This is a genomic window from Photobacterium sp. TY1-4 (assembly GCF_025398175.1).
Classification (GTDB): domain Bacteria; phylum Pseudomonadota; class Gammaproteobacteria; order Enterobacterales; family Vibrionaceae; genus Photobacterium.
Genome location: NZ_CP099735.1, coordinates 1,645,183 through 1,666,744 on the forward strand (window position 1 = coordinate 1,645,183; position 21,562 = coordinate 1,666,744).

Sequence of the window (21,562 nt, forward strand, 5' to 3'; positions counted from 1 at the left end):
ACGTCCGTGAAGTCGCCGTGCTTAATCCAGTAAGGTTTGGATCAAACGCCGGGTTCTTTCCGGCAACAGCTTGCGTTGCGGATAAATTAAGAACAGGGAGAGTTCGGGGAGCGGCTCGGGCGGGGTCAGGCTGATGAGCTCACCACGCTCCAGATAAGGGCGACAAAATAAGGCTGGAAGCACGGCGGCACCCAGACCGTTCAGACACAGTTGAAGCGACGTGTTGAGATCTGAGGTATGAATATCAGGTGTTTGATGGGGAAAGCTGGCTTGCCGGTGCGGATCATGGACCGGCAGGTGTTGCCAGTGGGTGATGGGTTGATGCTGCGCCAACCAGGCCGGGCTGGCAACCAGCAGCAGCGAGCGGGCACGCAGTGGTCGGGCAATTAAATCGGGATTGGCTGGATCGCGGCCGCGGATCGAGAGATCGATTCGTGCTTCGACTAAATCGACGGCCTGATCACTCAGAACCAGTTCGATGTTTACCTTGGGATGTTGGCGACAAAACTCGCTTAATTTTGCCAGTAGTCCGCTATCCGGGGTTGCTGCCGGATAGCCGACCCGGATTGGTCCGGCAATCTCATGGGTTGCTGCCAGTTGATTCTGCGCTTCATCCAGCAGGGTCACCGCCGGTGAGGCGCTGGCAAGATACTGAACTCCTTCCGGTGTTAAGGCAACCTGTCGGTTGCTGCGTTGAAATAGCCGGACCCCGAGGCGTTTTTCCAGCTCCTGGATCCTGGCGCTGACGGTACCGCGGGGGAGTCCGAGTTGGCGCGCGGCGGCAGAAAAGTTCAACAGCTCTGCCACAAGGATGAAGGTTCTGAGAGCGTCAATATGCATTTTTGTCAAAAATTATCAGACATAGTGTCTAATTAGTCTCATATATCCGGACAAAGTCAACACGAGTAAGCTGAATTTCCTGGTTCATTTGTTTATTGAGACGTATCAAGGAGTTCAGTGATGAAATATTCCCTATTAAGTGCCGCATTGATGATGAGCCTGACTGCGACCAGTCAGGCCGAGGAAGTCACGCTGCAATGGTTAGGCGGCCCGACGCTGCTGGTTGAATTCGGCGGGATCCGGCTCCTGACCGATCCGATGTTGGGAGAAGGTGAGCAGGCCTACCAAATGATCGACCCCAATCAGATGTTTCAACTCAGTCAATTGCCTCCGCCAGTCGATCACAAGCGCCTGACCCCTTTGCCGGCGTTGGATCTTCAGGCGCTCGATGTGGTGTTGTTAAGCCACAGCCACGAAGATCACTTCGATCAGGTTGCCCGCCAGGAATTACCAAAAGATGTGGCTCTGGTCGCGGCAGAATCGGATGTCCCGCTGGCCCGGAAGCTGGGATTTGACCAGGTAACCGGTCTTTCCGTCGGGAAAAGCTGGTCATACCGTGAAGGCGAATACCAAGTGACGGTGACTGCCGCACCGGCAAATCATACCCTGGAGCAGGCCTTCTCGCCGGTGCTGGATGGCGGGAATGGCTACTGGCTCAATTTTCGCCATGGTGACTGGCACAAGAGCCTGTACTGGAGCGGTGACTCGTTTTTCACTCAGTCGGTTCAAAACTGGCTGGCGGCCTATCCGGCACCGGATATCTTTGTTCCGCATGTCGGGAGAGTGGGCACCACCGGGCCTTTTGGTCAGCTGTCGATGGGGGCCGAAGAGGTGATTGGAGCGATGAAAGCCCTGAAACCGGCACATACCTTGCCGATCCACCATTCGACGTATGCCCTGTATCTCGAACCGATCAGTGAGTTGAAGCGCCAGGCCGAGCAAGCCGGGATGCCGCTGGACTTGCCTGCACCGGGCACCCGGATCAGTTATCGCTAGGTCTGTAGATGTAAAAAGAGGGGAAAGCGTGTGGATGACATGGGCCAAAGGCGGCCCATGTCAGGGTTAGTTGCGGAAAAGGGACGCGGCTTAGAAGAAGCCCAGCGGATTGACGTCGTAGCTCACCAGTAGGTTCTTGGTGTTCTGATAGTGATCCAGCATCATCTTGTGGGTTTCACGTCCGATCCCGGATTTCTTGTAGCCACCAAAGGCGGCATGCGCCGGATAGGCGTGGTAGCAATTGATCCAGACACGTCCGGCTTCGATCTTACGGCCCATGCGGTACGCCAGGTTGGTATCGCGGGTCCACACCCCGGCGCCCAGGCCGTACTCGGTATCATTGGCAATTGCCAGGGCTTCGGCTTCATCTTTGAAGGTGGTCACGGCAATGACCGGGCCGAAGATTTCTTCCTGGAATACCCGCATTTTGTTGTGCCCTTTGAGCATGGTTGGGGTGATGTAGTAACCCTGCTCCAGCCCGTTGCCTTGCTTGATGGCATGCCCGCCGATCAGCACTTCTGCGCCCTCGTTGCGGCCGATGTCGAGATAGCTGAGGATCTTGTCGAATTGCTCTTTCGAGGCCTGAGCGCCGACCTGACTGTCGGTATCAAGCGGGTTCCCCTGCTTAATGGTTTTCGCGCGCTCGATGACTTTGGCGATGAATTTGTCGTAAACCGATTCCTGGATCAGGACCCGGGACGGACAGGTGCAGACTTCGCCCTGATTAAAGAAGGCCAGCAGCAGCCCTTCGACACATTTGTCAAGATAGGCATCTTCATGATTGAAAATGTCGGCAAAGTAGATATTCGGTGACTTGCCGCCCAGCTCAACCGTCGATGGGATCAGGTTCTCTGCGGCGCACTTGAGAATGTGGTTGCCGACTTCGGTTGAGCCGGTGAAGGCCAGCTTGGCAATGCGATTGCTGGTGGCCAGCGCCTGACCGGCTTCATGGCCGTAGCCGTTGACCACGTTGAGAACACCTGGTGGGATCAGATCGCCGATGGTTTCCATCAGCACCAGAATGGAAGTCGGGGTTTGTTCGGCAGGTTTAAGGACCACGCAGCAGCCGGCGGCCATGGCCGGAGCCAGTTTCCACGCCGCCATCAGCATCGGGAAGTTCCACGGAATGATTTGCCCGACCACACCGATAGGTTCCGGGAAATGGTAGCTGGCGGTATGGACATCAAGCTCGGCGGCAGAGCCTTCCTGGGCCCGGATACAGCCGGCAAAGTAGCGGAAGTGATCGACGACCAACGGCAAGTCGGCGGCCAGAGTTTCCCGTACGGGTTTGCCGTTTTCCCAGGTTTCCGCCACAGCCAGTTTTTCAATGTTCTGTTCAATCCGGTCGGCAATTTTCAGCAGGATGTTAGCACGCTCGGTCACGCTGGTGGCAGCCCAGCTTGCGCGGGCGTGATGCGCTGCATCCAGCGCCAGGTTGATGTCTGCTTCCCCGGAGCGGGCAACTTTGGTGTATGCCTCGCCATTGACCGGCGAGATATTGTCAAAGTACTCGCCGCCGACGGGTTTGACCCACTCCCCACCGATGAAATTGTCATAGTGCGACTTGAAAGTGATCACAGCGTTTTCGGTGCCTGGTCGTGCGTAAATCATAGATCCTTCCTTCTTTGCTATGGTGAGCCGTGTTCCCGATTCGTGATGATGGGTGATTCCGATCTATCTCAGGTCACGGCCTGTTCACGTTATGTTTTCGGCCGGGTCGCGATGCCTCACAAGGCCCGTTCCAGCACGTTGATTTTTATGGTGTTCTGATGTGTTGCGTCCCACTTACTAACGCAAAGCACGGGCCAGAATTGCAGACTTGTTGTTAATGTTTTGTAACGCTATGATTAATAAAAATTTGTTAATCCCTCGTTAAATTCACCCAGAGTAGCGGTAACCGCTTGAAACTGTTCAAGTGCTACAAAATGGAACAGTTGCTCTGTGACAACCTGGAACAGTTGGCTTATGCACCCATTTCTTGAGACCGATCTATCCCCCTGGCGTGACAATTGGCTGGAACAGTCCTGGCGCCGCAGTGAGCAGGCCGGGTTGGCGCAACAACAGGCCCCGGAGCACATCCGGCTGGATCAGCAGCAGTTGTCGGAGCGGCAGTTTCATGCCCAGGGATTGATCCGGGTGGTCGAGCAATGGGCCTTGCCCTTGTTCAACCAAATGCTGGCTGGTTCCAGCAGTCGTTTGCTGCTGACCGATCAGGAAGGGGTGATTATCGGTGCCTGGGGACAGTCACGATTTGAACAACGGCTGACCAGTATTGCGCTGGAGTCCGGCGTCTGCTGGCAGGAAAGTCTGAAAGGCACCAATGCGATTGGTACCGCATTGGCCGATCAGCGGGTGGTCTCGGTGATTGGGGATCAGCATTTTATCCGCCAGCACCGGTTTATCAGCTGCTCGGCCGGGCCGGTGTTCGGGCCTGCCGGGGAGCTGCTGGGGGTGTTGGATATTACCAGCGAGCAACAGGTGCACTCGGAGCAGGTCCGGATGCTGATCCAGACCATGGTGCAGCAAATCGAGAATGCGCTGCTGTGCCAGATCCCCAACGGCAAGTTCCGGGTGGATATCGCCTGCGATTCCGCGCTGCTCGACAGTGGCTGGCAGGGAATCGTGATAGCTGATGCCGATGGCCGGATCCTGGCAAAGAATGCAGTGGCGACCCGGTTACTGGCACGGACCATGCGTGCCGGGGAGCAGTTGGAGTCGATGCTGGCGCGTCCGCAAACCGGGGCCAGTACCATGTTGCTTCCGGCCGGAGAGCTGGTGCTGAATTGTCAGCCGCTTGAAACACCCGCCCATGAGCAGATCCCGCGTGCCCGGGTCTATTCTCCGTCTTGTCCGCTTCATTATGGCGATGATCAGATTGAACAGGCCTGGCAGCAGGCGTGCAAACTGATCAACAAAGACATCAGCTTGCTGATCCTCGGGGAAACCGGGGTCGGCAAGGGGGAATTCGTCAAACAGCTCCACCGCCACAGCCTGCGCCATGCCGGGCCACTGGTCGCGGTCAATTGCGGCGCATTGCCGCAGGAGTTGATTGAATCGGAGTTGTTTGGCTATGCGCCGGGGGCATTTACCGGAGCCAGCAAACAGGGCTACCCCGGCAAAGTGCGCCAGGCCGATGGCGGGATTCTGTTTCTGGATGAAATTGCCGATATGCCGCTGGCCGCCCAGTGCCGCCTGCTGCATGTGCTGCAGGAAAAAGAAGTGGTGCCGATTGGCTCGAATCAGGCGCAGCAAGTCGATATTCAGATCATTGCCGCAACGCACAAAAATCTGGAACAGCTGGTGGCAGAGGGCCAGTTCCGCCAGGATCTCTATTACCGGCTCAATGGCCTGATCCTGACCCTGCCAGCTTTGCGTGAGCGTCGAGACCGCACCGTTTTGATTGAGGCCATTCACCGTCAGCACCGGCGGCAGGCACAAGCGATTTGCCCGCATCTGATGCAACTGCTGTCCGGCTACGACTGGCCGGGCAATATTCGTGAGCTGGACAACGTGTTACGGGTGGCGACTTTACTGTCTGATCATGCTGCGCAACTGACGTTGGCGCACCTGCCGCAGCATATTGCGACGCCGCTGGTACAGCAACCCCAACCCCAGACGGCACAGGCGTCGGGAACCGGCAAAGATTTGCGAACGACGCTGTCTGATACCTTGCTTGAGACCTACCGCGCCAACAAAGGCAATATCAGCAAGACGGCGCGGATGCTGGGGATCAGCCGCAACACCCTGTACCGTCAACTCCGGAAACTCGGGATCAGTTCGGGAGCATGAGACCTCTCTGAATCTGTCGGGCCTCTACTTCGCCTTATGGGCCACCGGGGTGTGCTGTAACTGCTCGTTGAGGAAATCGACCAGCAGCCGGACTTTCGGTGACAGGTGGCGATTGTGGGGATACAGCGCGTAGATCCCGTCGTCATTTTCGGTGAACTGGTCCAGCAAGGGGATGAGCTGGCCGCTGTCGAGATAGGGTTGGACGTAGTAGTCCGGGAGCTGGACAATGCCCAGCCCTTTGAGCGCCGCATCGGTCAGGGCATGGCCACTGTTACAGCGTAGCGAGCCTTTCACCCGGATGTTGCGGGACTTGCCGCCTTCCTGAAATCGCCAGTAATCCAGCGTGCCTTTGAGGCAGTTATGGGCATCGAGCTCAGACAGGGAGTCCGGGCGGCCGAAGCGGGACAGGTAGTCTGGGGAAGCACACACGTAAATGGCCCGGGCACCGAGCCGCTTAGCCATCATGCTGGAGTCTTCCAGTTTGCCGAGGCGAATTGCCAGATCAAACCCTTCCTCAATCAGATCGACTTTGTTGTTCGACAGATGCAAATCAATCGTCAGCTCGGGATACTGGCAGGCAAAATCATTGAGCAGCGGGGCAATGGTTCCTTCGCCATAGGTGACCGGGGCGGTGATCCGCAGGGTCCCCCGGGGCGTGCTCTGTAGGTGCGTGATGGCTCGCTCCGCTTCTTCCAGGCCGTCCAGCACCTGGCGGCAATGCTGGTAATAGACACGGCCGACTTCGGTGGTCGAGACCTTGCGGGTGGTGCGGTAAAACAGCTTGGTGCCCAGCCGGGTTTCCAGGGCGCTGATCTGGCGGCTGACCTGAGCGGTTGAAATGCCGAGCCGCTTGGCGGCGGCGGTAAAACTTTCCGCTTCCGCCACGGCGACAAACTCACTGACACCTTCCCAATTGAACATATTCTTTTCCATCACAAACTGAGGGGATGGGGCGAAATTGTCAGGAAATTTGCAGTAATTGCAAGCCTTGTTCCCGCCATCGATTCAGGGCTCAGCTTGTTCCTGCTCCCGTTCCCGTTCTTGTGTGCGTGCTTCCGGGACCGGGCTGCGAAACGCTTTGCGATAGGCGCTCGGGCTGGTGCCGACCACCTGCAGGAATTGCTTGCGCAGATTGGCAGCAGAGCCCAAGCCGCTTTCCCCGGCAACCTGCTCGATGGAGTGGTGGGTTGATTCCAGCAATTGCCGGGCGAGGTGGATCCGGCGCTGGAGCAGCCAGGTGGTGGGCGGGATCCCCAACTGCTCGAGAAACCGACGATGCAAGGTACGTGAGCTCATGGCGCTTCGCCTGGCCAGTTCGGTCACGGTGATCGCCTCGGCCAGATGGCCTTCCGCCCATTGCAGCAGCGGCTGGAGTGAGTGCGTACTGTCGGCAACCGGCGGGGAGGGAATGAATTGTTTCTGACCGCCGCTGCGCTCCAGCGGCATCACTGACATCCGGGCGCAGAGGGCTGCGACGTCGGCGCCGAAATCGCTGCGGATCAGATGCAGACAGAGATCGACCCCGGCCAGGGCACCGGCGGAAGTCAGCAGCTGTCCGTGGTCGATGTACAGCACGTCCGGATCGACAGTGATGGTCGGGTACTTGTCCTGGAGCAATCCGGCATAGTGCCAGTGTGTGGTTGCCCGGCGGCCATTCAAGAGCCCCGTAGCCGCCAGCACAAACGCACCGGTGCAGATGGAAGCGATTCGGGCGCCGCGTTGGGCCGCCTGTTGCACGGCGGCGATGAGTGCCTCCGGTAAAGGGGCGAGCGGATCATGGAGACCGGGCAGGATCACCGTATCGGCCTGGATCAGATCCGCATAGGTGTGTGGTGCTGCGAGGGTGCCGAACGGGTGCCGGATCTCGGGCGAATCGGCGCACAGTTTCACCTGATACGGGTGGTCTCCGTTGCGTAACGTGACCCGCGAAAAGGTATCGCAGGGCAGGAAAGCATCGGTCGGGACCACGCCGTCATAGAGCGCCACGGCGATCTGATGTTGTGGGGACCGGCGGTGCTGGGGAGATGATTGCTTGGGTACTGATTGCCTGCGTAAAAATTGCATTGTCTGATTTGTTGCGCTCATTGTCATATCGGCCACTTGGGGATTGTGGCAGATCCGGTACAGTTTTCAACCGAATCAGGCGCAATTGAGCGTGTGACCAAGGAGATTGAGACATGAGTGCGTTAACCACCACCAAGCCCAAATCGGGCAAAGCCTGTATGCTGTGCCACCTGGCATCCGGCGCTGCGACTTCATCGCTTAGCAAGGCCCGGAACCGGATATTCCGTCGTCAGCCACCGTATCTGCCGCCGCAAGCGTACGTGATCCCCGATAGTGCGTTGAGCCGGAAAGCCCTGGCACTGGTGACGGAGTGCAGCCCGAGCTTTCTGCTGAATCACTCACTGCGCAGCTATGCCTTCGGGCTGGCGATGGCCCATAAGGTGAAGCAGACGATTGATCAAGAAGTCTTTTTTGTCGGTTCCGTGATGCATGATCTGGGTCTGACCGAGGCTTATTCGGGCGCGGAGACGTTTGAAATTGAAGGTGCACGGGCTGCCCGCGAGTTTTGCCTGCGCCATGATTTGGCTCCCCAGAAAGCGGATCTGGTGCATGAAATGGTGGCATTGCACAACTCGGTGGGGGTGGCGCACCGCTGCGATCCGGAAATTGCGTTGCTGCATTTTGGTGCCGGAGCGGATGTGGCCGGGCTTTGGGGACATGATTTGAACCGGCGAACGATTGAGGAAGTGCTGGCCCGGTTTCCGGAGGAAGGCTTTAAGCCGGGGATGATTGCCTTGATTGCACAGGAAGTCCGCCACAAGCCGCAGAGCTATATGTCGACGTTGGTCGAGCTCGGCTTTCTCAAACAGATGGCGAAAGCGCGCTGGTAGGTTGCTTACGCGGCGACAAGCTTTCAATCATCCGGCCTGGACGCCGTAATTTTCGCTACACTCTAGGAAGCCTTGGGGCTGGGTCCATGTGTTGTTTTTGACAAAGCCATGATATAACCGCGATTTTTGACCAAGGCCTAACCTGGTGATGACGCTGCGCGCACAGAAGCATCACTATAATTGCACTGTGTTCGATGCTTTAGAATTGAAGGAGTCATCATGAAAAAGACACTACTGGTACTGGCGATTGCAGGGTTGGCACTGGCTGGCTGTGATCAGCAATCCTCTTCGACTCAGGCGCAGGCCGATGCCGCGGCAACCCAAGAACAGCAGGTTGCGTTAACAGGCACCGAGCAGGCGAATGCCGTGCAAACCGGTACCGATGCGATGACCGCGCAGGCGGACTATGTTGATACCGACCACAATGCGCAAAATGCCCTGGACTGGAACGGGACCTATCAAGGCACCCTGCCTTGCGTAGATTGCGATGGCATTGAAGTGACGCTGACCCTGAATATGGATGGCACGTATTCGCTGAATGAAAAATATCTGGGGAAAGAAAACGGTGAGTTTTCTTCAAACGGGAATTTTAACTGGAATGCGGCTGGCAATACCATTTCGGTTCCGACGGAAGACGGCGCATTTGCCCAGTATTTTGTGGCCGAGAATCAATTGTTCCGTTTGGATCAGCAAGGCCAGCGGATCACCGGCGACCTTGCCGAGAAGTACATTTTGAGCAAGCAGTAATACGTGACACAAGAAAGACGACGCCCGGCACATGCCGGGCGTTTTTGTTTTTCCCTGAGAATAGTTTGATTGCCGTGCGAACGCTTCAGCCGGGAAAGCTTTCGCCGGAAAAGTTTCAGCAGGGGAAGCGAGGATCAAGAAACCACTTCGATATCCGTTTTCGGAATACAGCAACAGGCCAGCACCCGACCCGCTTCTTGATCGCCCGGCAGCAGGGCCGGTACATCCGGTTGCTCAACCTGCCCCGATTCAAGCGTCACTTTACAACTGCCGCAGAATCCGGCACGGCAGCTGTAAGCAAGGCCCAGCCCGGCATCTTCGGCCTGATCGAGCAGGGTTTTCTGGTTATCCCCCTCAAACAAGTTGCCATTGACGCTTATGGTGACGGCTTTAACCGGCGCGGCGTTGCCCCGGATCGGGCCGAAGGCTTCCTGATGATAGTGGGACTCATCCAGGCCGCGGGCCAGCAGCAGGCGTTTGGCCTCACTCATAAACTCCCCCGGACCGCAGACAAAGACCTGGCGTTCATTCAGGGCCGGGATCTGGTTCAGGTGTCCGTCGTCCAGACGACCTGTGAGCCCTTGCCATGATGTATCCGGGCGGCTGAGGGCGATCTGCACGCTGAGCTGCGGGAACTGTGCGGTCAGCAAATCCAATTCTTGTTGGCATGGAATGTCCTGCCGGGTGCGGCACTGATGATAAAACACCACATCCTTAATCTGCTGATGGTCGGCCAGATAGCGCAGCATGGAGAGCATCGGGGTGATCCCGCTGCCCGCCGAGAGCAGGAGCAGCTTGTCGGTGTGGACCCCCAGGTGGAAGCTACCGTTCGGCTGCTCGGCCACCAGGCTGTCACCGACCTGGAAGTGATCATGGAGCCAGTTGGACACCCGTCCTTCGTCGACACGTTTGACGGAGATGGCGTAACGGCCGGGGCGTGACGGGCTCGAAGAAAGGGTGTACCGGCGGGAGATAAACTCGCCATTGATTTCCAGTTGGATTGGCAGGTGCTGGCCCGGCTGGTAGGCGGGCAGGGTCTGCTGTTTGACCGGTTCGAGCCAGAAGGTACAGAAATCCCGGGCAATGGTTTCACGCTCGACGCAGGTGAGCGTCAGATTCAGGGTGCTGTTGTCGGGATAAACTTCTTTGGGTTTGGTTTCCAGCACCTCAACAGGATCGCCGGCTCTGATCACGCCTTCGTTACGGGCGACGAGATTCTGACCGAAAAAGACATCACCGCTCCGATCGGCGCGGAATTTCAGCAGGGTGGCCAATGGCTCTTTGAGTGCGTTGAATTGGCCGGTTTTCGGGTTGACCGTGGTCATAATACAGCGCGCACAGGGTTTCACTGCTTCAAATTCCACTTCTCCGATCCGAATGCGTTTCCAGTTGTCTTCGGCAAAGGCTTCGGTGCCGGACACCACCAGGTTGGTGCGAAACTGATCCATGGAGTGGTACTGGGTGCTGCGATCGTTCAGCGCTTGCAGCGAACCTTCACTGATCACTAGCATAGGGTAACCATCGGCAAAGCTGACGTTTTGCTGGATTTTCGGCCGTACCCGGTTAGATTGCTCGCCGGTAAAGAGTAGTTTGACCGGCTCGCCGAGGAGATGGCTGAACCAGGTATCGGCTCTCGACGTGGTGGTATAGGCGCTGAAATTGTCTTTCCACACCTGGGTATCGGTTTCGTTCAGGGCGAATTGGTCGTATTTCAGCACCAGCGGCGACATCTCCGGGTAGCTCAGGGTCAGGCCCTGCGGTTGGAGCGTGGCGGTCACTTTGATCAGGGCCGGGTGTTTGCGGGCGGTGATCATACTGCCATCGGGTTTGGCGACCATAAAGCGGCGATCGAAGCTGAGGCCTTGTTTTTCGACCCAGGCTTGCGACAGGCTCAGGCCACGAATCGATTTGACCGGAAAGACGTTGATTTGCGAAAGCACGGCGGCTTGCGGGGTGGCTGACTGACTCACGTTCACTTCCTTGCGTAATATGATGGCTGTTATTTTTCGTCGCTATTTTAAACAAACGGCGCGGCAGAATCATCGGCTGACGCAGATTTTATGTGTGCAGGTGCACTTAGGTGGGGTTGGAACCGATGCGACAGGCAAGGAATCGTGTGACGAAAGGCAGGCGGGAAGTGGTCGGGTTGACCACTTCCCGAAAGGACTAGCAGATATCCAGGATCGCCTCGACCGGTTTGCGGACTTTCTGCGGCCAGTTGCCCTCGCTCGCATACCCAACCGTGACCAGCAAGACCGGAATATCCTGCGCACTTAAGCCAAATTCCGCGACAATACCGTCCGCGTCAAAGCCGCCGACAGTACCGGACGCCAGACCCATGCCTTCGGCCGCAATGATCAGGCTCATGGCTGATAATGAGGCGGAGCGGATGGCTTCATCACGCTGTAACTGGCGGTTATTTTCGTGCATCGATGTGGCCGTTTCCACCCACAATTGCTGAATCGCGGGAGAGATGATTTGCTTGTCGACAGACAGTTGCAATGTCTTGCCCAGCTCCCGGTATTCTTCCATCTGACCACAGACAATATATGTCACTGCGGCCGCTTTGATCTGTGGCTGGTCGTAGGCCAATGCCGACAGTTTTTCTTTGCTTTCCGGTGATTGGACGGCGACAAAGTACCAGTTTTGCATGTTAAATGCTGACGGTGAAAAGCTTGCCAGGCGGACCAGCTCGCGAATGGTTTCCGGTGCCAGGGTTTTCTCCGGATCATAGAGGCCGGTTGTCGAACGGGATTCCAGCAGGGTGGCAACGGTGTTTTGTTCAGTCGCGCTTAGTGTCGGGTTCATGATTTTTCCCTTGTGATTTGTAGATGATTCGTCAAATCGGTTCGTGTTGTGTTCAGCTCAGGCTTTTTGAGGTTGCAGCTTTTTTGGTGCAGGTTGCCACTGGAGCACGGTAATGGCAATCAGCACGGTCAGGATACCACCCATCTGGCGCAGATCCAGGAACTGATCCAGCACCACCCAGCCAAGTATCAGCGCGGTGAGCGGACTCAGCAGCCCCAGCGCTGAGACCGAGGTGGGTGTCAGCAGCTTGATGCCTCGGAACCACAGGGTGTAGGCAATCAGGGCGCCGAAAATGGTCAGGTAGCCGTAGCCCATCAGGTTTTCCGGGGTCAGTTGCGGTAGCGGTGGGTCGACCAGCATGGCGACCGGGGCCAGGAACAAGCCGCCGATAAATAGCTGCCATCCGCTAAAGGCCAGCAGGGGAATCCCGGTCTGCCAGCGACGAGACAGAAACGTACCTAAAGCCATGGCACCAGTCCCGGCCGCCGCTGCTGTTAAGCCGATGGGATCCCACTGACTGTCGGGAGAGACAAACAGCAGCGACATCCCCAGAATGCTGGCAAGCCCAGCGCCTAATGTGACCAATGCGGGCCGATTGTGATCGATAGACCAGGCCAGCAACATCACCAGCAGGGGCTGAATGGCCCCGACCACGGCGGCAATGCCGCCCGGCAGACGGTAGGCCGCAACAAACAGCAACGCCTGGAAGATCCCGATATTGAGCAGCGACAGAGTGAGCAGTTTGGGCCAAATCCGTGCCGGCAGCGCCGCCCGGCTCCACAGGATCAGCAGCAATCCTGCCGGCAGGCAGCGGATCAGTGCTGCAGTAAACGGGCGATCCGGCGGCAGCCACTCGGTCGTCACGATGTAGGTGGAGCCCCAGATCACCGGTGTCAGCGCCGTGAGCAGAGTATTGAAAACAGCTTTGTTTGCCGTGAAACCTGTCATGATGTCATTCCTTGTTATTTTATCTTTACTTCAAGATAAATTTACTTTGGACTCGGTTTGTCTTGATGTCAAGATAAAGTTATGACACATTGATTCCCATCAACGGACAGTCAGGAAATTCAGAGATGCGCAAATCAGATACCAAGCCGGACAATACGGCCGAACAGACCAACCCACCGGGAGATGCCGTCGATGCCATTATCAGTCAATGGCAAAACGAGCGGCCCGATTTACGGCTGGAGGCGATGGCGACATTCGGTCGGCTGAAACGTTGTGCTGCCCTGGTTCAGCCCATGCTGGAGCAGACGTTTTCGGAGTACGGCCTCAGCGCCTGGGAATTTGATGTGCTGGCGACCTTGCGTCGCTCCGGTGCGCCGTACCGACTGGCGCCGACGGCGTTGTTTTCGACCTTGATGATTACCTCCGGGACCATGACGCACCGGATGAAACGGCTGGAAAGTAACGGGCTGATCGAGCGCCTGCCCAACCCAACAGATGCCCGCAGTTTGCTGGTTCAGCTGACGGACAAAGGGCTGGAAATGATTGAAAAGGCGGTGACTGCCCATGTCGATAATATCGAATCCCGGCTGGCGGCTTTGGATACTCAGCAGCAGGCACAATTGGATGAAGGACTGAAAGTGCTCTTGTCAGTGCTGGAAGAATGAGCCGTCGTCGGTGAATTAGCCAAGGTGAAACGACAGGCGGCCTTAGGCCGCCTGGTGGATTTACGGATAAGCGCCGTATCCGGAAGGCATCAAAAAAAGGAATATGTTAATTTTTTGTTGTGGAGATCTCGTTTTGATATTTTGATGAAAGACGCCTACGCTGATTTATAGATAATGATACATAGGACATTTGGAAGCTTGGTTTTCAAATAAGGATAGTTTTCAAGTAACCCTAGTTATTAAGGGACTGTAGCTTTCAGTAGCCATGGTTTTCAAATAGGTGTTGTGATGAATAAATTAGTCATACTCAGCGATTGGTTTACCCTCGACTATAAAATTGCTTTCTTTTTCCCTTCGAACTAATCCTGTCTGCACATGCTCTGTGCACTGAATGATGGTCTCTGTGATTGATGGACCCGGGTTGTTCCCGTTGCTGTCTATTTTTTAAGAGCGTCATTTGAATCAGTTTCTGATATCACCTACGTCATTGAATGATGCCGTTTGGAAAATCAGTCTCGTATAGGTTGATATTTTTGAAAATAAATTCATTCGCGTTGTTCTTTTATTGGAACGCTATTTTATTTGATTGAGATTTTTCTGAACGATGCGAAAAAACATATTCAAGGATTTGAAGATGGAAAACTTTAAACATTTACCTGAGCCATTTCGTATTCGTGTCATCGAACCGGTCAAAACAACAACCCGGGAATATCGTGAGCAAGCGATTCTGGACGCCGGAATGAACCCATTTCTGCTTGACAGCGAAGATGTGTTCATTGATTTGCTGACCGACAGCGGCACCGGGGCGATTACCCAGGAGATGCAGGCGGCGATGTTGCGCGGCGATGAAGCCTATAGCGGCAGCCGTAGCTATCATGCCCTGGCGAGTGCAGTGAAAGACATCTTTGACTACACGTATACGATCCCGACGCACCAGGGGCGGGGGGCAGAGCAGATTTATATTCCGGTGCTGATTAAAAAGCGCGAAAAAGAAAAAGGTCTGGATCGCCGTAAAATGGTGGCGCTGTCGAATTATTTCTTTGATACCACCCAGGGACATACTCAAATTAACTGCTGCGTGGCAAAAAATGTCTATACCGAAGAAGCGTTCGACACATCCGTCGAGGCGGATTTTAAAGGTAACTTTGATCTGGAAAAATTAGAGCAGGCGATTTTAGAAGCCGGACCGGCTAATGTACCTTATATTGTCAGCACCATTACTTGTAATTCTTCCGGGGGGCAGCCGGTTTCTATTGCCAATTTAAAAGCTGTGTATGAAATTGCCCGGAAATACGATATTCCGGTGATCATGGATTCGGCCCGTTTTGCGGAAAATGCGTATTTTATTCAACAGCGCGAGCCGGGATATCAGAACTGGTCGATTCAGGAGATAACCCGAGAGTCTTATAAATATGCCGACGGGTTGGCGATGTCGGCCAAGAAAGATGCCATGGTGCAGATGGGCGGGCTGCTTTGTTTTAAAGATGACACGCTGTTTGATGTTTACACCGAATGCCGCACACTGTGTGTGGTGCAGGAAGGCTTTCCGACTTATGGCGGGCTGGAAGGGGGCGCGATGGAGCGCCTGGCCGTCGGTCTCTATGAAGGGATGCGTCAGGACTGGCTGGCGTACCGGATCGGTCAGGTCAAATATCTGGTTGATGGGCTGGAAGCGGTCGGCATTGTGTGTCAGCAGGCCGGTGGCCATGCGGCGTTTGTCGATGCCGGGAAGCTGTTGCCGCATATTCCGTCTGATCAGTTCCCGGCCCATGCGCTGGCGTGTGAGCTGTATAAAGTCGCCGGGATCCGAGCGGTGGAAATCGGTTCCCTGTTGCAGGGCCGCGATCCGGCCACCGGTGAGCAGATGTCGTGTCCGGCAGAATTGCTGCGTCTGACCATTCCGCGGGCAACTTATACCCAAACCCATATGGATTTCATCATTGAGGCATTCGAGAAAGTAAAAGCCAATGCGATGAACGTGAAAGGGCTGACCTTTACTTACGAGCCAGCAGTGCTGCGCCACTTTACTGCCCGGCTCAAAGAGGTAGAAACAGAAGCGGTTTTTACGCCAGCCAGGGAATCGGCGCAGCAAACCATCGCAGCAATCATCGCTGAGGAGTAGAACCCAGACACTGTCATTACAGCTCCGATAAATGAGCTAAACAGTATTCAGCCCGGTCTAACACGGCTTGTTGTTGGTCCGGGCTGAGTTGATCCCAGCTGCGGTAAATCATCCCAATTCGCGGGTTTCGGCTCAGTTGTTTGTCATGATGATGGAGAAAATGCCAGTAAAGACTGTTGAGTGGGCAGGCTTGCTCCCCGAGCTTTTCCTTGACGTTGTAATGGCAGTCCCGGCAGTAGTCACTCATCTTGTTGATATAGTTCCCGCTGGCGGCATAGGGCTTGGTGGCGACCACGCCGTGATCGGCAAACTGACTCATGCCCCGGGTGTTGGGGAGCTCGACCCATTCAATCGCATCGACGTAAATCCCCAGATACCAGGCATCCACTTCATCGGGATGGATGCCGGCCAGCAGGCAGAAGTTCCCGGTTACCATCAGGCGTTGAATATGGTGAGCATAGGCATGACTCAAGGACTGGCCGATGGCCGCTTTCATGCAGGCCATCTTGGTGTTGCCATCCCAGAAGAAGGCGGGCAGGCTGCGTTGGGCATCCAGTGCGTTGTGGTTGCAATAATTTGGCATGTTACCCCAGTAAACCCCGCGGATGTATTCCCGCCAGCCGAGGATCTGGCGGATAAACCCTTCCACCTGAGCGATGTCGATTTGGTCCGGTTGTGCTCGGTACGCATCCAACACGGCCTGAATCACCTGCATCGGGTGCAGCATTTTGCTGTTTAGGGTAAATGAGAGCCGGGAGTGATACAAGCTCCAGCCATGGGGCGAGTGTTCCGTCATCGCATCCTGAAAGCGACCGAAATTCGGTAGACATTGTTTGCAGAAAAATGCCAGCAGCTGCTTTGCTTGCTGGCGGTTGACCGGCCACAGCAATGGATCACCGGTTTCACCAATGGTGGCGACCTGATGTCGTTTCAGTCGTTTTAGAATATCACCAACGTCATTGGCAAATAGCAGCGGTGCCGGAACGGCCTTGATGTCTGCCGATTTGAAGGTTTGGCGATTGTGTTTGTCGAAATTCCATTGGCCGCCTTCCGGTTTGCCGTCTGCCATTAAAATATCAAAACGTTTGCGCATCCGGCGGTAAAAGTGCTCCATGAGCACGGATTTCCCTCGGGGAAACTGCTCGGCGAGTTCGGCAAATGGCAGCAGGAAGTGCTCACTATCCCATTCCCGCAGCGAAACGCCGTCAGGTAGCGTCAGGCGATGTAATTGCTCGTAAAGTCGGTACTCATCGGGGCGCTGAAAATCGAGATGGGTGATTTGGTATTGCTCGATGAGATGGTTGAGCAACATCGGCAGTGACTCAAAATCAGCCGTGTCATCCAAAGTCAGATGCAAGACATGATGTCCTGCCTGGCGCAGTCCTTGGGCGAATTGTTGCATGGCGGCAAAAAACGCGCAGATTTTCTGGACGTGGTGTTTGGTGTAGCCGGCTTCCTGGTGAAGCTCGGCAATCAGGTACAGGGTGTCCGGCTGATTCTCCCGATACCAGCTGTGGGAAGGATTGAGCTGATCGCCAAGGATCAGCCGCAGTGTTCGATAGTTTGTCTTGCTCATCATGGCTCAAAAATAATGGTGGCTGTGACGTGGTGCCCGTGGCCGAATGGTTTTGCAGTCGTTGAATGGCTTCAGGGTCGTGACTTGTTTCAGAGCCGGGGCCAGTCCGCAGCATCCATCGCATCCAGATTTCCGTCGTGTTGATCGCCTTTCCATGTACGAATAAAGGTGCCATCCGGATCATAGCGTTGGGTTTGTTTTTCCAGATGAAAATGGCGGTGTTCTTTGGGATCGGCACCGACTCCGGCGATGTACTGCCAGTTGCCCCAGTTTGATGCTACGTCGTAATCAAGCAGTTGCTGTTCAAAGTAGGCGGCACCGTAGCGCCAATCCAGACTCAGCTCATGGACCAGACAGCTGGCAACCAGTTGCCTGCCTCGGTTTGACATGTATCCGGTCTGGTTGAGTTGGTGCATGCAGGCGTTGACGATGGGATAGGGCGTATTGCCGTTGCACCAGCGCCGATAACGCTCGGCATAGTAGCTGGTGTTGGGCCCGTGACGCTTGATGCCGCGAAAGGCAAACAGCCTGGTCGGGTAACGGTGGGCATACCATTGAAAATATTCGCGCCACAAGAGTTCAAACTTGATCCAGCCGGTCGAGGTGTTGCGCTCAACCTGGGCCTCGAACTGGGTGAGTTGATCGATGAGGGATCGGGCGGAGAGACAGCCCAGCGCCAGCCAGGGTGAGAATTTGGTCGAGTTCTCCCAGCCGTCGAGGGCATTTCGGGTTTGTTTGTAGTCACTGGGGGCCCGGCTGGAAAAGTAACGTTGAAGTTGCCGGAGGGCTGCTTGTTCGCCACCATGAAAAACGGAGGGGCGATGGGTGAGCAGCGAGCTCAGCACATCAAAATGCAGCAAATTTTGGGGGGGCGGTGGTAAATGGGTCAGGGCCGGGAGCGGATGCCGGATCGGCAGTTCATCAACCCGCTTGCGAAACTGCGAGAAAGTGGGTGGGAGCTGCTCTATGTGAAATGGCAGCGCTTCCGGGGTGAAGAGCGTGTGGCTGGGCGTGGTGGTGAATGACAGGTAGGGATAGCGTTCGGTCAATGTTTGCCAGCTTTGGTTTTCATAAGTACCGGCATGCTGGCTGCGATAGAGGCGGGTGACGTTGTATTGGGTGATGAGTGCCGGAAGCGTGTTCAGCGGATGTTCCAGCACAACCAGTAGTTGCTGTCCGAGCCGGGTCAGTTGCTGCGCCAGATCGGCCAGTGACTGTAAGAGAAACAGCTGGCGCCAGGGGCCGAGTGGGTTGGTGTGATAGGGCAGCCGGTTGATTTTACTCAGTGGCAGGCAGTAAACACACAGCAGGGTGTCGACCTCATCGGCTGCCCGTTGTAGCGCCGGATTGTCATGAAGTCGCAGATCATTGGAGAACAGATAGAGTCCGGTTGTCATCATCACCGCCTGATCGTTTGTTTTATGTTGATGATTGATAACTATAGTTCGGCGGCATTGCGGTCAACTGTGTTTTCTGGTTTCAGTGAGTGAAAGCCGGGATCACGTCAGCGATGGGTGTTGTTGCCAGCTCACGGGTGTGCTGTTGGCCTTTGTCGGCGAAGAGCCTGTAACCAGCCGAGGCCGAAAGTATTGAGTACGGTGGCGATGATAATCAGCGCAATGCCGCTGATTTGATGCCCGTGAAGTTGCTGCTCAAAGAAACAGAGTTGCCAGAGCAGGGCGAAAGCCAGGTTGGTATAAATGAGTGGGGCGAGTTGGGAGCCGGTTTGAGCATACTGATAGGCTTTGGCCCGACACAATTGGGTATTGGTGGTGCTCATCGCCAGCAATAACAGGAAAAGCAGCGTCATGTTTTCTGGAGCTGTGGCGGACAGCTCGGGTAAACCATGTTGCCAGACATCTGCCAGCGTCAGTGGCAGCATGAAGAGTCCGGCCATGAAAAAACACCAGCCATTGAGAGCTGTTGCGGGGAGTTGACTTTTACTGCCCTGAAAGAGGGTGAGTTGTGAACAGGCATTAAAGAATCCGGCGGCCAAGCCTACCAGTAGTTCCGGGCGAGGCTCGATGCCTTGTGACCTGTCCGCCTGAAGCAGGACGCCGATAAAGGTGATGGCCAGGCAGCCGAGTGTCAGCGGTCGTACCGGGGTTTTTAACATCAGCTTTTCTAATAAAGGCATAAACAGGGGACCGGTACTGAACAGCACCACGCTTTCGATCAGGGTTAAGGTGTTCAGGGCAATCAAAAAACAGACCTGGGTGCCGATGACGCACAGTGACCGCAGGATAATGCTCCGCCAGTGTTGCCGGGTCGGGGCGACCCACCCGGAGACTTTTAGCATCGCCAGCATGATCACTGCAGGCAAGATAAAGCGCAGAAACCCCAGGGTTTCAATACTGAAGCTGTCGGTTAGCCATTTGGCGAGCAGGCCGTTCAGAGACAGGCTGAATGTGGAAGCCAGCATCAATAAGACCGGCCGGAAATCGGTTGTCATCGGCACCTCCCGAGTGGGTGTATCAGACTGGCGGGGCGTTGTCGTCAGTCCAGTGTTGTTGCGGTCAGTGTAGGAGGCTTGCAGGAATCAAAAAAGCGAATAATACTGACTAAAATGGTTAGAAAAACTTACAGATGAAAAAGCTTGTTCCTTTAAAGTCCATTTATGCTTTTGTCGCGGTGGCTGAAACCGGCAGTATGACGGACGCGGCCGAGGTGCTGTATGTCAGCCACTCTGCGGTGAGCCAGGCGATCAAGGCGCTGGAAGCGCAACTCAACCGGCCGCTGTTTCGCCGCGTCGGACGCCGGGTCGAGCTGAACGCGGCCGGACGGAAGTACTATCGTCAGGTGGCACCGGCGCTGAGCCAGATTGTCGAAGCCAGTGAGTCGTTGGCCCGGGAAGCAAGTAGCAACCGGTTGACCTTGAATATGGTGAACTCCCTAGCGCTGCACTGGTGGATCCCAAGGGTGCCGGACTTCCAGCAAGTCGCCCCGCAGATTGATGTGCGGATTTCCACCTTGAACCATGTGTTTGATTTAGAACAGGAAGGTGTCGATGTCGCGCTGATCCACGGACAGCCGGAAGATTGGCCGGGTTATCACTGTGAGAAGCTCGGGGATGATGCATTGATTATGATCTGCAGTCCCCATCTGCTGGCCCAGTCACAAGAAGGCCCTGAGCAGCTGTTAAGTCGCTATCCGGCTATTTATGTGACCAATCCCCGAAGGCAAGATGACTGGCAGCTTTGGTGCCAGGCTAGTGAAATTTCAGCTCCTCCTTCACAGAAAAACTTAACATTTAGCACCTCTGTGCAAGCGGTTCAGGCGACCATCCGTCAGTTGGGTGTATTGATCACCCATCAGCAGTTTGTGCGCGATGAAATTGAGCAGGGCATGCTGACTCAGGTGGGGCGCGCTGTGATTCATCCGCAGCGCCATTTTTACCTGGTGTGTTCCCCGGACAGGCTAAAACAAGAAAGTATACAGGTGCTCAGAAGTTGGTTGCGAGGAGAGTTTGCCCGAAGTTAGTTGCGGATAGGGTTTAATGAGGTGATTACCGGGGACTTTGGTTGTCCCCGATAAACAGTGAGCGGCTTAGAAGTGGTAAGCTAAGCCCACAGAGATGAAGTCCACATCGATTTCATCCAGGGTGTAGCGCTCGAATTCACCGCGGATAGAGAATTTATCCATCTGATAAAGTGCGCCTGCACCAAAGAAGGTATCGGTACCGTCATCTGTAAAAGTGATCGAACTAGATGAGGTGTTCATATCGGCATTCCAGAAATGGACACCAAACTTACCGAACAGCTTAAAGTGATCGCCCAGCGGTAGGTGTCCCACTAGCGATGCACCGACAGTTCCAGTCTCAATTTCTACGTTACCGCCTCTGCCTTCGATAGTTACCCCACCAAGGGTCGCCAGATGGGCTTCCATGCTGACAAATTCGTTGAAGTTAGCGCCACCGAATAGCTTTAAGCCGGTATCTTCATCATCAATCGAAACGCCTAATGATGCAGCGGCGTCTTTATCTTCATCGGTAAACAAATCTTCGTAGTTGGTTTGACCCAGTGAGGCGCCAACATAACCACCGGCTGCGTTTGCCATGGCTGGGGCAAGGGCTGCAATCAGGCTTAAACTAATCAGTGTTTTTTTCATTATATGTTCCTAGTTTGATATAACCGCGGCAGGAGCATATAGACTAACTTTTTGTTTATGAATGACATTT

The 21,562-nt window shown here is 55.2% G+C and carries 19 protein-coding genes; 8 read left to right on the forward strand and 11 right to left on the reverse strand.

The annotated features are described in order from the left end of the window. Positions 1-21: 21 nt before the first annotated feature. Positions 22-840, reverse strand: coding sequence for a LysR family transcriptional regulator (locus NH461_RS24140; protein WP_261603498.1), 819 nt, complete (start codon positions 838-840; stop codon positions 22-24). Between the two features lie 120 nt (positions 841-960). Here NH461_RS24140 and NH461_RS24145 point away from each other — a divergent pair, with 120 nt between their 5' ends. After that, positions 961-1,836 carry an MBL fold metallo-hydrolase gene (locus tag NH461_RS24145; RefSeq protein ID WP_261603499.1) on the forward strand — a complete coding sequence of 292 codons (876 nt, stop codon included), beginning with the start codon at positions 961-963 and terminating at the stop codon, positions 1,834-1,836. A gap of 90 nt (positions 1,837-1,926) precedes the next feature. On the opposite strand, the gene NH461_RS24150 is transcribed toward NH461_RS24145, so the two are convergent. After that, complete coding sequence (locus NH461_RS24150; RefSeq protein WP_261603500.1) at positions 1,927-3,447, reverse strand: aldehyde dehydrogenase family protein; 1,521 nt, start codon at positions 3,445-3,447, stop codon at positions 1,927-1,929. Between the two features lie 354 nt (positions 3,448-3,801). On the opposite strand from NH461_RS24150, the gene NH461_RS24155 reads away from it, so the two are divergent. Then, complete coding sequence (locus tag NH461_RS24155) at positions 3,802-5,625, forward strand: sigma-54-dependent Fis family transcriptional regulator (protein ID WP_261603501.1); 1,824 nt, start codon at positions 3,802-3,804, stop codon at positions 5,623-5,625. 24 nt (positions 5,626-5,649) lie between these two features. Here NH461_RS24155 and NH461_RS24160 read toward each other — a convergent pair whose 3' ends face one another. Together NH461_RS24160 and NH461_RS24165 are read right to left on the reverse strand one after the other, a co-directional pair. Then, a complete protein-coding gene (locus NH461_RS24160; protein ID WP_261603502.1) occupies positions 5,650-6,546 on the reverse strand; it encodes a LysR substrate-binding domain-containing protein in 897 nt (298 codons plus the stop codon). 84 nt (positions 6,547-6,630) lie between these two features. Beyond that, entirely contained in the window at positions 6,631-7,689 is a 1,059-nt protein-coding gene (locus NH461_RS24165; protein WP_261603503.1) for a GlxA family transcriptional regulator, read from the reverse strand. A 113-nt stretch (positions 7,690-7,802) separates the two neighbouring features. Between NH461_RS24165 and NH461_RS24170 the strand changes: the two genes are divergently transcribed. After that, positions 7,803-8,519, forward strand: coding sequence for an HD domain-containing protein (locus NH461_RS24170; RefSeq protein WP_261603504.1), 717 nt, complete (start codon positions 7,803-7,805; stop codon positions 8,517-8,519). Between the two features lie 219 nt (positions 8,520-8,738). Next, a complete protein-coding gene (locus tag NH461_RS24175) occupies positions 8,739-9,266 on the forward strand; it encodes a copper resistance protein NlpE (protein WP_261603505.1) in 528 nt (175 codons plus the stop codon). Between the two features lie 134 nt (positions 9,267-9,400). On the opposite strand, the gene NH461_RS24180 is transcribed toward NH461_RS24175, so the two are convergent. The 3 genes from NH461_RS24180 to NH461_RS24190 all read right to left on the reverse strand — a co-directional run bounded on the left by NH461_RS24180 (position 9,401) and on the right by NH461_RS24190 (position 13,022). Continuing rightward, on the reverse strand, positions 9,401-11,236 hold the full coding sequence (locus NH461_RS24180; protein ID WP_261603506.1) for a hybrid-cluster NAD(P)-dependent oxidoreductase: 1,836 nt from the start codon (positions 11,234-11,236) through the stop codon (positions 9,401-9,403). A 196-nt stretch (positions 11,237-11,432) separates the two neighbouring features. Beyond that, the gene (locus NH461_RS24185; protein WP_261603507.1) at positions 11,433-12,074 is read right to left on the reverse strand and encodes a nitroreductase family protein; all 642 of its coding nucleotides are present in this window, start codon (positions 12,072-12,074) and stop codon (positions 11,433-11,435) included. Positions 12,075-12,131: 57 nt separating this feature from the next. Then, a complete protein-coding gene (locus NH461_RS24190) occupies positions 12,132-13,022 on the reverse strand; it encodes a DMT family transporter (protein WP_261603508.1) in 891 nt (296 codons plus the stop codon). A gap of 125 nt (positions 13,023-13,147) precedes the next feature. Here NH461_RS24190 and NH461_RS24195 point away from each other — a divergent pair, with 125 nt between their 5' ends. From NH461_RS24195 to tnaA, 3 genes are all read left to right on the forward strand, one after another. Next, positions 13,148-13,687, forward strand: coding sequence for a MarR family winged helix-turn-helix transcriptional regulator (locus tag NH461_RS24195; protein ID WP_261603509.1), 540 nt, complete (start codon positions 13,148-13,150; stop codon positions 13,685-13,687). Between the two features lie 288 nt (positions 13,688-13,975). Further along, on the forward strand, positions 13,976-14,050 hold the full coding sequence (gene tnaC, locus NH461_RS25860; protein ID WP_410000151.1) for a tryptophanase leader peptide: 75 nt from the start codon (positions 13,976-13,978) through the stop codon (positions 14,048-14,050). 271 nt (positions 14,051-14,321) lie between these two features. Continuing rightward, the gene (gene tnaA / locus NH461_RS24200) at positions 14,322-15,809 is read left to right on the forward strand and encodes a tryptophanase (protein ID WP_261603510.1); all 1,488 of its coding nucleotides are present in this window, start codon (positions 14,322-14,324) and stop codon (positions 15,807-15,809) included. A 16-nt stretch (positions 15,810-15,825) separates the two neighbouring features. Here tnaA and NH461_RS24205 read toward each other — a convergent pair whose 3' ends face one another. The 3 genes from NH461_RS24205 to NH461_RS24215 all read right to left on the reverse strand — a co-directional run bounded on the left by NH461_RS24205 (position 15,826) and on the right by NH461_RS24215 (position 19,837). Next, positions 15,826-17,388, reverse strand: a complete 1,563-nt coding sequence (locus NH461_RS24205; RefSeq protein WP_410000123.1) for a cryptochrome/photolyase family protein — start codon at positions 17,386-17,388, stop codon at positions 15,826-15,828. An 86-nt stretch (positions 17,389-17,474) separates the two neighbouring features. Beyond that, positions 17,475-18,782 carry a DASH family cryptochrome gene (locus NH461_RS24210; RefSeq protein ID WP_261604626.1) on the reverse strand — a complete coding sequence of 436 codons (1,308 nt, stop codon included), beginning with the start codon at positions 18,780-18,782 and terminating at the stop codon, positions 17,475-17,477. A gap of 131 nt (positions 18,783-18,913) precedes the next feature. Then, entirely contained in the window at positions 18,914-19,837 is a 924-nt protein-coding gene (locus NH461_RS24215) for a DMT family transporter (RefSeq protein WP_261603512.1), read from the reverse strand. A gap of 134 nt (positions 19,838-19,971) precedes the next feature. Between NH461_RS24215 and NH461_RS24220 the strand changes: the two genes are divergently transcribed. Beyond that, a complete protein-coding gene (locus NH461_RS24220) occupies positions 19,972-20,865 on the forward strand; it encodes a LysR substrate-binding domain-containing protein (RefSeq protein WP_261603513.1) in 894 nt (297 codons plus the stop codon). Positions 20,866-20,931: 66 nt separating this feature from the next. Here the strand turns inward: NH461_RS24220 and NH461_RS24225 are convergent, their stop codons facing one another. Further along, positions 20,932-21,492: an outer membrane beta-barrel protein gene (locus NH461_RS24225; protein WP_261603514.1), complete on the reverse strand. Its 561-nt coding sequence runs from the start codon at positions 21,490-21,492 to the stop codon at positions 20,932-20,934. Between the last annotated feature and the right edge of the window lie 70 nt (positions 21,493-21,562).